Raw genomic sequence first — 12,015 nt, forward strand, 5'->3', positions numbered from 1 at the left:
CGCGATGCGAAGCTTCATGGATGATAATTTCTTACTAAATAATGAAACATCGGTTACTTTATATCACGAATATGCAAAGGATATGCCAATCATTGACTACCATTGCCATTTAAGTCCGAAGGAAATTTATGAAAATAAAAAGTACAAAAACATTACTGATATTTGGTTATCTGGAGACCACTACAAATGGCGGCTAATGCGCAGTAACGGGATTGATGAAGAGTTCATTACCGGAAGTGCTAGTGATTATGATAAGTTTCTAGCTTGGGCAAGGACGGTTCCAATGACAATTGGAAATCCACTGTTTAATTGGACTCATTTAGAGTTACAACGATACTTTGGGATAGACCAGCTATTGAATGAAGAGAGTGCTCCGGTTGTTTGGGAGAAAGTGAATACCTTACTCAAAAGTGAAGGTTTTGGTGCGAGGGATTTTATCAAAAAATCGAATGTACAAGTGGTTTGTACCACGGATGACCCTGTAGATAGTCTTGAATATCATCAACGATTAAAAGAAGAGTCCGATTTTGATGTAAAGGTTCTTCCAAGCTTCAGGCCGGATAAAGGACTGGAAATTAATAGAGATGGATATCTCGATTGGGTAAATAAGCTGCAAGAGGTTTCTGGTATTACCTTCGATACGTATGAGGGCTTTTTACAAGCGCTTGAATCAAGAGTCCGTTTTTTTCATTCGGTTGGAGGAAGAGTTTCAGACCATGCGATTGATGTCATGATGTATGCTGATACAACAAAAGAAGAAGCAGCAAAGATTTTTAAAGATGCCTTAGAGGGTAAGAAAATATCAATGGAAGATGAAAAGAAATATTAAAGTTACACGTTAACTTTCCTCGGTAAAATATATTCCGAATTAGGCTGGGCCATGCAGTTCCATATTAATGCTTTAAGAAATAATAATTCAAGAATGTTTAACAAATTAGGACCAGACACAGGCTATGATTCTATTAATGATGAGGAAATTGCAAAGCCATTGGCTAAATTATTAAATGCGATGGAAGAGGACAATGCGCTTCCTAAAACGATTATTTATTCGTTAAATCCGAATGACAATACTATTATTGCAGCAATGATTGGTAATTTTCAAGGTGGAGGCATACCAGGCAAAATTCAATTTGGAACGGCATGGTGGTTTAACGATAATAAAACAGGAATGCTTGACCAAATGCAGGCATTAGCCAATGTCGGGTTAATTACCCGTTTTATTGGAATGCTGACAGATTCCAGAAGCTTTCTGTCCTACACAAGACATGAATATTTTAGACGGTTATTCTGCTATCTCATCGGTGAATGGGTGGAAAATGGCGAAGTACCTAATGATACAGAATTTTTAGGGGAAATTGTTCAAGGAGTCTCGTATGACAATGCAAAAGAGTATTTTCAATTTTAAATGCCCCAATTATGAGGAGGAGCATTCATGGAAGTTTTAAATAATAGCTTAGTAAAGGATCGCCAAAAATACCCTGAGAAAGTATTGCAATTTGGTGAGGGGAATTTTTTACGAGGATTTGTTGACTGGCAAATTGATGTCATGAATAAGCAGGGGATTTTTAACGGCAGTGTTGTCGTTGTCCAACCGCGCGGACAAGAAAAAATTGATAAATTAAATGCACAGGATGGTCTGTATACACTCTACTTACAGGGGATGAAGGAAGGTAAAGCGGTTCAGGAGCATTCTATTATTTCCAGTATTAGCAGAGGTATCAATCTTTTTAACGAGTATGGTCAGTATCTGCAACTAGCAGCGAATCCGGAGTTAAGGTTTATTTTTTCAAATACCACAGAAGCTGGAATTGCCTTTGACGAAAATGACCGTTTAGAAGATCGCCCGCAAAGAAGTTTTCCTGGAAAATTAACTGCTTTTTTATATGAGCGTTACAATGCTTTTCAAGGTGATAAGAACAAGGGCTTGATTATCATCCCGTGTGAACTGATTGATCGAAATGGTGAAAAGTTAAAGGAAATCGTCCTAAAATATGCAGAACTTTGGTATCTGGGGGATGAATTTGCTGCATGGATACATGAGGGAAATACATTCTGCAATAGTCTTGTCGATCGAATTGTACCCGGCTACCCAAGAGATAGGATTGAGGAAATTACAGAAGAGCTTGGATATAAAGATAATCTGCTAGTGGTCGGTGAACATTATCATTTATGGGTAATCGAAGGACCGCAGTCAATTAAAAAAGAGTTTCCAGCACATTTGGCGGGACTAAATACTTTGGTGGTTGATGACTTAACACCTTATCGAACGATAAAGGTCCGGATATTAAATGGTGCCCATACGGCGATGACACCCGTTTCCTATTTATATGGGATTAATACTGTCGCCCAAGCTATTAAGGAAGAAGTGACAGGGCAATTTGTCAAAGAACTTATTAATGATGAAATTATACCGACGCTGGATTTGCCAATGGAAGAATTACATTCATTTGCAGAGGCTGTGTTAGACCGATTTAGGAATCCATATATGGATCATTTCCTATTAAGCATTTCACTTAATTCGGTCTCTAAGTTTAAGACAAGAGATTTACCTACCTTATTAGAATATTACAATCGAAAGCGTGAATTACCAAAAAAACTTGTTTTCTCTTTAGCTGCTCTTATCTCTTTTTATAAAGGAAAAAGAGGGGAAGAAGAGATTCCTTTAGCAGATGATCAGGATGTACTAGATTTATTCAACGTACAATGGAGTCACTACAATAAAACAATCGACAGCTTGAAGGGCATCGTTTCAAATGTACTAGAATACGAGAAAATTTGGGAGATGGATTTAAACCAAATACCTGGACTAACTGCTGCAATTACGAATCATCTCTTCAATATTGAAACAATGGGAATGAAAAAGTCCATTGAGTTAGTTTTAGGACAAAAAGCAGCCAACTAGAGGGGGGAGAATTCTAATGTTGGAAATCATCCAGATTCATAATCAAGACAATGTCGTGGTTGCCTTAAAGGACTTAAAAGCTGGTCAAACTTTTACTGTAGAGGGTGAAACGATCACGCTAAAGGAAGCTGTACCAAGAGGACATAAGGTTGCCATTAAAAACATTGCGTTAAATGAACATATCGTTAAATACGGCTATCCGATTGGGCATGCCATAAAAGAAATTTTTGTTGGAGAACATATTCACACCCACAATACGAAAACGAACTTAGACGGTATTCAGGAATACCAATATAATCAAAAGCTAAACACCACACAATATGAAAAAGAGTACCTAACATTCAATGGATTCAAAAGAAAAAATGGTAATGTTGGAATTAGAAATGAGCTGTGGGTCGTTCCGACAGTAGGTTGTGTAAATGGCGTCGCCGAAAGAATGATTAAGCTGTTTGAAAAAGAAGTAGGCGATATTACTCCTTTCGAAAATGTTCTTGTATTAAAGCACAATTACGGCTGCTCACAATTAGGTGACGATCATGAAAATACAAAGAAAATACTAAGGGATGCTGTGCTGCACCCCAATGCCGGCGGAGTGTTAGTCCTTGGTCTTGGCTGCGAAAACAACAATTTATATGAATTCAAAGAAAGCTTGGGAGACTATGATGAAAATCGAGTAAAGTTTTTAGTCTCCCAAGAAGTTACAGATGAAATTGAAGCTGGTGTTGCGTTACTAAAAGAAATCTACGAAAACTCTAAAAATGATAAGCGAGAAGCTGTCCCTTTATCTGAACTAAAGGTTGGTTTAAAATGCGGCGGTTCGGATGGACTCTCAGGTATTACGGCTAATCCGCTGCTGGGAAAATTCTCAGATTTCTTAGTGTCTCAAGGTGGAACGACGGTGTTGACGGAAGTACCTGAAATGTTTGGTGCGGAAACGATACTGATGGAACGGGCCGCAGACGATGAAGTATTTAATAAAACGGTTGAATTAATTAATGAATTTAAGGAATATTTCCTTCAAAATAAACAACCAGTCTATGAAAACCCATCACCAGGAAATAAGGCAGGCGGTATTACCACACTTGAAGATAAATCATTGGGTTGCACGCAAAAAGCAGGTACATCCGTTGTAAATGATGTCCTTAAATACGGAGAAATCATTAAACAAAAAGGTCTAAACCTTTTAAGTGCTCCAGGAAATGACCTTGTAGCATCTTCTGCTTTAGCTGCAGCAGGATGCCAATTGGTTTTATTTACAACCGGCCGCGGTACACCATTTGGAGCTTTTATTCCAACAGTTAAAATTTCAACCAATACACCAATCTATGAAGCGAAGCCGCATTGGATTGATTTTAATGCAGGCGTACTCTTAGAAAAAGAATCAGATGTGGTGTTGCGAGAATTTATTACTTACATTATCCAGGTTGCAAGCGGTGAATGGGTGAACAATGAAAAAAATGATTTTAGAGAGATTGCTATTTTTAAAACGGGAGTTACTTTATAGGTGATAGAGAAAAAACGGTAGGTAACCTATCGTTTTTTGCTGTATTTCGTAATGTTTAGTGCAATACCGGAGTAATTTAATTTGTCCGCTCTCTCTGAATTCGTTAAACTGGAGAAAGAGAGTAGAAATCATTTAAAAATATTTAGGAGTGAGCATTGAATGAATAAAAGAGTAGTGATTACAGGTGTTGGAGCAGTCACTCCTTTGGGAAATGATGCTCATACATCATGGGAACAGATTAAAAATGGTGTTTCCGGTATTGGCCATGCAACCCTTTTTGATGTAGAAAAGGTTGACATCAAGATTGCAGCAGAAGTTAAAGGCTTTGCGCCAGAGGAGTTTATGGATAAAAAAGAAGCAAGAAGGATGGGGCGTTACAGCCAGTTTGCTATTGCAGCAAGTCAAATGGCTGTTAAGGATGCAGGTATCAACATTGGAGTAGATATTCAACCGGAACGGGTCGGCGTTTGGATTGGATCAGGAATTGGCGGATTAGCTGAATTCGAGGAACAGCATCGGAAGTTTATTGAAAAAGGCCAAAGAAGGGTCAACCCGTTTACGATACCGATGTTTATTCCCGATATGGCAGCAGGACAAGTATCCATTTCACTTGGAGCGAAAGGAATCAACAATTGTTCGGTTACAGCATGTGCGTCTGGAGCCAATTCAATTGGAGATGCATTCCGGGTGATTCAAAAAGGGGATGTGGATGTGATGATTGCCGGCGGAACGGAAGCAACCATCACTGGGATGACTGTCGCGGGATTTTCAAATATGACCGCTCTTTCAAAAAATCCGGACCCGAACACCGCTAGCAGACCGTTTGATAAGAATCGTGACGGATTTGTCATAGGGGAAGGCGCGGGTATCGTAGTATTAGAAGAATTAGAACACGCATTAGCTCGTGGTGCTGCGATATATGGAGAATTAGCTGGGTATGGAGCTACAGGTGATGCCCACCATATTACGACTCCCGCACCTGAAGGAGAAGGGGCAGGAAGAGCAATGAAATTAGCATTAGCTGACGCCGGAATGACTACTGAACAAGTGGACTATATCAACGCTCATGGTACGTCCACCTATTATAATGATTTATATGAAACATTAGCCATCAAAGAAGTTTTCAAAGAACATGCCTATAAACTATCTGTCAGTTCGACGAAATCAATGACCGGACACTTGTTGGGAGCAACCGGGGCAATAGAGGCGATTTTTTCACTTTTGGCAATCAAGGATGGAATCATCCCCCCAACAATCAATTATGAAACTCCTGATGAAGAACTGGATTTAGATTATGTCCCTAACGTGGCAAAGGAAAAGGATATCGATGTAGTTTTATCCAATTCTTTAGGATTTGGCGGTCATAATGCCACTTTAATATTTAAAAAATTTGCTGAGTAAAAAAACTCTATAGTGACCGAAACCCAAAAAAGGTAAGAGGTACGGTCACTATAAGAGCTCTATAGTGCCCGAAACCCAAAAAAGGTAAGAGGTACGGTCACTATAAAGCTCTATAGTGACCGAAACCCAAAAAAGGTAAGAGCTAAGGTCACTATAAAAGCTCTATAGTGACCGAAACCCAAAAAAGGTAAGAGCTAAGGTCACTATAAGAGCTCTATAGTGACCGAAACCCAAAAAAGGTAAGAGCTAAGGTCACTATAAAAGCTCTATAGTGACCGAAACCGCAAAAAGGTAAGAGGTACGGTCACTATAAGAGCTCTATTGTGACCGAAACCCAAAAAAGGTAAGAGCTATGGTCACTATAAAAGCTTGATAGCGACCGAAACCCAAAAAAGTAAGAGCTACGGTCACTATAAGGATCCAACTGGATTTCTCAACGATTAATTAATATTTCTATATACCAAGCTTTTTTAAGAAATCGACTGTTTCCTGGTGCTCAGGTTTAATCAGTTTGAATAACTTTTTATCCGTTTTTACAAGAGGTTCCCCATATTCATCTGCAATCGGTCTTGTAAATGATCTGCTGTTTAACACTTTCCACGTTCCATCCTTGACCTCAAGCTGAAGGTCAATTATCCCAAGGCGGCTTCCAAAGGCAGCTGCCATTACAACTGGTTTTCCTTTAATTTTTCCTTCGTTAATGTTTGCCAAAGGTAAATTTTTAAAGGTAGGGCCAGGAAATACGCTATGAGAGTGTCCTGCTAAAATTGCATCAATCTCAGGAATGTCACTAAGGTAATAAACTGCGTTTTCCGTTTCGGGGTGATAGGGTTCACTGTCTATTCCTGTATGGGCAAGTGCGATAATAATATCAGCACCCTCTGCCTTCATGATAGGTACAAATTCCTTAGCACTCTCCACGATTGGCCGTGCTATTACTTTTCCTTCTAGATTTGCCTTGTCCCATCTCATAATCTGCGGAGGCATAAATCCTATGACACCAATATTCAATTGATGTTCCTTCCCTTGCTTGTCAACAACACTTCTTTTTAAAATAACATAAGGTTTAAAATAGGGTTTATTCTTTTTAACGGAGTAAACATTTGCATTTACAATCGGCATCTTTAATCCCTTAAGGACAGTAGTTAAAAACTTCAAGCCATAATTAAATTCGTGATTTCCAATTGTAATAGCATCATATTTTAAATAATTAAAAGCACGGTAAACAGGATGTATTCTTCCTTTTTGAATCCCCCGTATTCTTACTAAGTATTCACCCAGCGGATTTCCTTTTAAATGGTCCCCATTGTCAAACAACAAGGAGTTGACAGCTTCGCTTCTTGCCTGATGAATAAGACTTGCTGTTTTTACAAGCCCTATTGTATTGTCTGTTTTAGTTTGATAATAATCATAATTCACTAAAGCTGCATGGAGGTCTGTTGTCTCAAGTATTCGCAAATCAATAATTCCATTGTTGTTGACTGTACTGCTTTCTTCAGCAAACAAACTAGACGGGAAGCAGAAGCAAAAAATCGTGCTAATGAAGAGTAAAGGGAAAAACTTTTTGTTGTTCATAAATATGTCAGCCTCCTCTAAACTTCTTATCAGGTGTTATTATTTGGCATTTTGCATTTGTTGATACATTGTTAAAAATTTCTCAAGTATGACAAAAAATTGTCAAAAACATATGAATAAATAGTGAAAAAAGAGTGTTTCAAAAAAATCCTTTGAGGAGATTACTTATAATAGAAGAGACAAAAGGTGGAGGTTTGAGATATGAATATCACAACAATCATTGAGTTAGAAAATATGGAAGTAGAGAAGATTGCCGGGGCGAAATTGGTGTTTGCAGAGGAGCAGATTTCTGAAAATATTATTGAAACTTGTGTAGAGTGCTTCCAGGTAGAGGGATCCAATGAAACCCTATCAACAGAGGATGGAATGCAGCTAGTGTTCTCGCAATTAAAGTCTGAAGGTATTATCCCTTCAAAAGTAGAAGATTTCTCATTTGAAATGCCTTCCTGTGGACGACTAAAAACAAATCATGATGATGAGATTGAAGTACCGCAAAAAGTTATCATATCTTATATGTCATAAAGAAGTTCATTGAACTTCTTTTTTTTCTGTGATATTGGTCAATGCAGCTGTATGATAGGTTGCTTTATAATAAAAAAAATACATGTAATGTTAGCGCTTACAAAAGTCAAGGGGTTGTTTATACACATGCAATTTAATAAAAGGATTACCATCCTGACCGGTCATTTTGGAAGTGGAAAAACCGAAATTGCGATAAATATGACCTTGAATGAGAAAAAGATACATACCAGAACAGCTATTAATGACTTAGACATTATTAACCCTTACTTTCGAGCAAGAGATGTTTCGGATATTTTCACACAGCAGGATATAGAACTAATAGCCCCTGCCAACCGATTGGCAACCTCAGATTTACCCATAGTTTCCGGAGAAATCTATCGTATTTTACATGATCATCGCTATCGGGTGATTATCGATGCCGGTGGTGATAAAGACGGAGCAAGGGCATTAGGGCAGTATTATCATGAATGGAAGGAATTAAAACCTGAACTGCTATTTGTCCTAAACGTAAACCGTCCATATGTCAGTACCTTCGAAGGAGCAAGTGATACGATTAAGCAGATTGAAAAAGCATCCCGTCTAAAGGTAACGGGAATCATTAACAATTCCAATATTGGCAGTGAAACGGCCATGGCTGACATCCTTAACGGTTACGAATTAAGCTCAAAGATATCCAGCCAGCTTTCAATCCCCCTTTTAAATACAACCATTTCTGTAGATTTAAAAAACGAGGCTATTAATTTTGCCAGAAATCATCAGGTAATGTTTATCAAACGCTATATGAAATTACCTTGGGAAGGATAGGAGGAAAAATAGTGGAAAAGAGAGTTGTTTTTAATGAGAATGGTTGTAAATCCTGCGGGCTTTGTGTTCAGGTTTGTCCAGCAAATGTTATTTTTCTAGCAGACTACTTAAATGGCAAAGGTTATCGCCCGGCAGCTGTAACCAAGCAGGAAAAATGCATTAGCTGTGGGAAGTGTGCTCAACTATGTCCAGATTCTGTGATATCGGTGTACAGACCAGTAAAGGTGATGCAACCTGTTTAATAGGAAAGGAGTGTTAGGTATGGGGAAAGTTTTAATGAAAGGAAATGAAGTAATAGCAGAAGCAGCAGTCCAAGCGGGTTGTAAGTACTTTTTTGGCTACCCTATTACACCACAGAGTGAGCTAGTAGCATATATGGCAAGGAGACTTCCTGAAGTTGGAGGGTTATTCCTACAGGCCGAAAGTGAAATTGCTGCGATTCATATGGTTTATGGTGCTTCTGGAACAGGAGTAAGGGTAATGACTTCATCCTCAAGCCCTGGATTCAGTTTAAAACAAGAGGGTATTTCCTATTTAGTAGGTTCAGAGCTTCCAGCAGTGGTAGTTAACATTGTGCGTGGAGGTCCAGGATTAGGGAATATCCAGCCTGCGCAGTCAGACTACTTCCAAGTGACAAAAGGCGGCGGTCATGGGGACTATAATATCCCCGTGTTAGCACCAGCCTCTTTACAAGAAATAGTTGAATTGACTAGAGAAGCATTTAACATTGCCGACCGCTATCGGACGCCTGTTATTCTTATGGGGGATGGGATGCTTGGGCAAATGATGGAGCCAGTTGAGTTTAAAGAGCGGAATGAATCTGCACTTCCTGAGAAGAGTTGGGCAACTACTGGTACACGTGGAGATGGAGCTCCTAAAATTATTACATCTCTTGAACTTAATGCTGAGGCACTCGAAGAGCGTAACCATAAACTGCAGCAGAAATTTGCAAGAATAAAAGAAAATGAAGTGCGCTATGAAACTTATGAACTAGATGATGCTGAATATATACTGGTTGCTTTCGGTACAGTAGCTCGAATTACGATAAATGCTATTAATAAGGCAAGGCAGGAAGGATTAAAGGCAGGACTAATCCGTCCGATTTCACTGTGGCCATTCCCTGAAAAACCGTTTTTAGAAACGAGAGATCGAGTAAAGGGATATATATCTGTAGAAATGAGTGCCGGACAGATGGTTGAGGATGTAAGGTTGGCTGTTAACGGACATGCTGCGGTGGACTTCTTTGGCCGGACGGGTGGAGTGGTACCGACACAGGAAGAAATTTATCAAAAGATACTATCAGTATCTGGGGGGATTTCGGTATGACTATGAAGACTGTTTTTACTAAAACAATCGGGTTGACCGAAAACCCTACGCACTACTGCCCTGGCTGTACGCACGGCATTATTCACCGGCTAGTCGGAGAGGTTTTGGAAGAAATGGGTATTTTAGAGGATACCATTGGGGTTGCCTCTGTAGGGTGTTCAGTATTATCCTATGAATATTTTAATTGTGATATGACCCAGGCGGCTCACGGCCGTGCCCCCGCTGTTGCTACAGGTGTGAAAAGGGTGCTTCCTGATCGCTTTGTATTTACGTATCAAGGTGATGGCGATCTTGCATCAATCGGCATAAGCGAAGTTATTCACGCCGCTGCTAGAGGAGAAAAGATTACAGTTATCTTTGTAAACAATGCAATTTATGGTATGACTGGCGGACAAATGGCACCGACTACCCTGATCGGACAAAAGACAGCTACAACACCTTTTGGACGAGATGAAAGTGTTCAGGGCTCGCCAATTAAAGTATGTGAGATGCTCGCAACCTTAGATGGAACTGCCTATATTGAACGAGTTTCAACACATGATGTGAACCATATCCAAAAGGCAAAACGTGCGATTCGGAAGGCATTTGAAGTACAAAAGAATGGGCTTGGCTTTTCTATGGTAGAGCTATTGTCAACCTGTCCCACCAACTGGGGAATTGACCCATATGAATCTCTTGTATGGATAAAAAACAATATGATACCTGTATATCCTCTTGGGGTTTACAAAAATAAACAGGAGGGCAAGTAACATGATGGAGGAAATCATTATTGCAGGATTTGGCGGACAGGGTATCATGTCAATGGGGCAACTAATAGCATACGCTGGTATGCTTGAGGGGAAAGGGGTTTCATGGCTTCCATCCTACGGTCCAGAACAACGCGGCGGCACGGCAAATTGTGCTGTGGTTGTTTCAGATGAACCAGTCGGTTCCCCGCTCGTTACAAATCCTTCGACCGCGATTGTTCTAAATAACCCTTCTTTTGAAAAGTTCGAAAACCGTGTGCAGCCGGGTGGATTATTAATTATCGATTCATCATTGGTGACAAGAGTTTCAAAACGCTGTGATATCGAAATCATTGAAATACCAGCAGCCGGTATGGCTGCTGAAATGGGGAATACACGGGTCGCTAACATGATACTGTTAGGTGTCTTTAGCGAATTTACAAAGGTGGTTGTGTTTGAATCCATTATCGAATCATTGAAAAAAGTTTTGCCTGAAGAAAAACACCATTTAATTGAGATTAACAAACAAGCCCTTAATAAAGGGGCATCCATGATTTCTGTAATAAGACAATCTTGATGAATCATATCCTTAGGAAAAATATAATGGGTGTGATAGGTAAGTATGAAAAAACAAAATCAAGTTGTTTTTTATACAATTAAAGGATCAACGATTAAAAAGTTTTTAATACTAGATTGTCTTACTGGCACAGGTATTTTTTATGCATTAAAAATCATTTCTTCAAGTATTATAGTTGGATTTTTAGGAAGTCTAGTTTGTACCGAGGGGATAAAAAGATTACCTAGTATCGTACATAAAAGGTAAGTAAGTGATGTGCTTCACTTAACTGAAAATGACTTTCAGTTAGAATTTAAGAATAAGAACGATTGGAGGAATTTAACGTGGAAAAAAGCACCCTTAAAGCTTACCAAGAGTATAGTGAAGAAAGATTCACCAAAAGAATCATTTATAAAAAAGGCGAAACGACAGCATTTGTTTTAAATTTTTCACCTGGACAACAGCTTCCAGTCCATAAGCATCCAGGAACAGAAGTATATCTTTATGTAGTAACCGGAAGTGGTGTATTCATTATTGATGGTCTAGAAACTGAAGTATCTGAAGCGGATATAATACATGTAGGCGGGGAAGAAGAGCTTGCCTTTACTAATACAGGCAATGAACCTGTAAGCTTATATGTTATTTTAAGTAAAGTGCCGAGCGAACAATATGCTCAAAATATATAGAATAGGGAAGCCAG

At 39.1% G+C, this 12,015-nt stretch carries 11 protein-coding genes and 1 pseudogene; 11 read left to right on the forward strand and 1 reads right to left on the reverse strand.

Translation table 11 applies throughout. From position 1 onward, the window contains the following. Positions 1 to 4 precede the first annotated feature (4 nt). From uxaC to fabF, 4 genes and pseudogenes are all read left to right on the forward strand, one after another. Positions 5 to 1,405, forward strand: a pseudogene (uxaC, locus tag QNH29_RS06675) (glucuronate isomerase). A gap of 27 nt (positions 1,406 to 1,432) precedes the next feature. Next, a complete protein-coding gene (locus QNH29_RS06680) occupies positions 1,433 to 2,902 on the forward strand; it encodes a tagaturonate reductase (protein WP_283864037.1) in 1,470 nt (489 codons plus the stop codon). Between the two features lie 16 nt (positions 2,903 to 2,918). Next, positions 2,919 to 4,406: a UxaA family hydrolase gene (locus QNH29_RS06685; RefSeq protein ID WP_283864038.1), complete on the forward strand. Its 1,488-nt coding sequence runs from the start codon at positions 2,919 to 2,921 to the stop codon at positions 4,404 to 4,406. A gap of 159 nt (positions 4,407 to 4,565) precedes the next feature. Continuing rightward, on the forward strand, positions 4,566 to 5,807 hold the full coding sequence (gene fabF, locus QNH29_RS06690; protein ID WP_283864039.1) for a beta-ketoacyl-ACP synthase II: 1,242 nt from the start codon (positions 4,566 to 4,568) through the stop codon (positions 5,805 to 5,807). A 453-nt stretch (positions 5,808 to 6,260) separates the two neighbouring features. Here the strand turns inward: fabF and QNH29_RS06695 are convergent, their stop codons facing one another. After that, positions 6,261 to 7,382, reverse strand: a complete 1,122-nt coding sequence (locus QNH29_RS06695; RefSeq protein WP_283864040.1) for a metallophosphoesterase — start codon at positions 7,380 to 7,382, stop codon at positions 6,261 to 6,263. Between the two features lie 201 nt (positions 7,383 to 7,583). On the opposite strand from QNH29_RS06695, the gene QNH29_RS06700 reads away from it, so the two are divergent. From QNH29_RS06700 to QNH29_RS06730, 7 genes are all read left to right on the forward strand, one after another. Further along, complete coding sequence (locus tag QNH29_RS06700; RefSeq protein ID WP_283864041.1) at positions 7,584 to 7,904, forward strand: hypothetical protein; 321 nt, start codon at positions 7,584 to 7,586, stop codon at positions 7,902 to 7,904. 126 nt (positions 7,905 to 8,030) lie between these two features. Further along, positions 8,031 to 8,708: a hypothetical protein gene (locus QNH29_RS06705; RefSeq protein ID WP_283864042.1), complete on the forward strand. Its 678-nt coding sequence runs from the start codon at positions 8,031 to 8,033 to the stop codon at positions 8,706 to 8,708. Between the two features lie 11 nt (positions 8,709 to 8,719). Further along, positions 8,720 to 8,950 (forward strand): 4Fe-4S binding protein, encoded by a 231-nt coding sequence (locus QNH29_RS06710; RefSeq protein ID WP_283864043.1) that lies wholly within the window; start codon positions 8,720 to 8,722, stop codon positions 8,948 to 8,950. Positions 8,951 to 8,969: 19 nt separating this feature from the next. Beyond that, a complete protein-coding gene (locus QNH29_RS06715) occupies positions 8,970 to 10,034 on the forward strand; it encodes a 3-methyl-2-oxobutanoate dehydrogenase subunit VorB (protein ID WP_283864044.1) in 1,065 nt (354 codons plus the stop codon). Beyond that, complete coding sequence (locus QNH29_RS06720; protein WP_283864045.1) at positions 10,031 to 10,783, forward strand: thiamine pyrophosphate-dependent enzyme; 753 nt, start codon at positions 10,031 to 10,033, stop codon at positions 10,781 to 10,783. Before QNH29_RS06715 ends, QNH29_RS06720 begins: the two co-directional genes overlap by 4 nt. A 1-nt stretch (position 10,784) precedes the next feature. Next, positions 10,785 to 11,336 (forward strand): 2-oxoacid:ferredoxin oxidoreductase subunit gamma family protein, encoded by a 552-nt coding sequence (locus QNH29_RS06725; RefSeq protein ID WP_283864046.1) that lies wholly within the window; start codon positions 10,785 to 10,787, stop codon positions 11,334 to 11,336. A 323-nt stretch (positions 11,337 to 11,659) separates the two neighbouring features. Continuing rightward, positions 11,660 to 12,001, forward strand: coding sequence for a cupin domain-containing protein (locus QNH29_RS06730; RefSeq protein ID WP_283864047.1), 342 nt, complete (start codon positions 11,660 to 11,662; stop codon positions 11,999 to 12,001). Positions 12,002 to 12,015: the final 14 nt, after the last annotated feature.

Origin of the sequence: Neobacillus sp. DY30 (assembly GCF_030123065.1) — a bacterium.
Classification (GTDB): domain Bacteria; phylum Bacillota; class Bacilli; order Bacillales; family Cytobacillaceae; genus Neobacillus.

Bases quoted from the DNA above. Each gene is read 5' to 3' on its own strand.
- QNH29_RS06680 (WP_283864037.1), top strand. From the start codon at position 1,433: ATGGAAGTTTTAAATAATAGCTTAGTAAAGGATCGCCAAAAATACCCT.
- QNH29_RS06685 (WP_283864038.1), top strand. From the start codon at position 2,919: ATGTTGGAAATCATCCAGATTCATAATCAAGACAATGTCGTGGTTGCC.
- fabF (WP_283864039.1), top strand. From the start codon at position 4,566: ATGAATAAAAGAGTAGTGATTACAGGTGTTGGAGCAGTCACTCCTTTG.
- QNH29_RS06695 (WP_283864040.1), bottom strand. From the start codon at position 7,382: ATGAACAACAAAAAGTTTTTCCCTTTACTCTTCATTAGCACGATTTTT.
- QNH29_RS06700 (WP_283864041.1), top strand. From the start codon at position 7,584: ATGAATATCACAACAATCATTGAGTTAGAAAATATGGAAGTAGAGAAG.
- QNH29_RS06705 (WP_283864042.1), top strand. From the start codon at position 8,031: ATGCAATTTAATAAAAGGATTACCATCCTGACCGGTCATTTTGGAAGT.
- QNH29_RS06715 (WP_283864044.1), top strand. From the start codon at position 8,970: ATGGGGAAAGTTTTAATGAAAGGAAATGAAGTAATAGCAGAAGCAGCA.
- QNH29_RS06720 (WP_283864045.1), top strand. From the start codon at position 10,031: ATGACTATGAAGACTGTTTTTACTAAAACAATCGGGTTGACCGAAAAC.
- QNH29_RS06725 (WP_283864046.1), top strand. From the start codon at position 10,785: ATGATGGAGGAAATCATTATTGCAGGATTTGGCGGACAGGGTATCATG.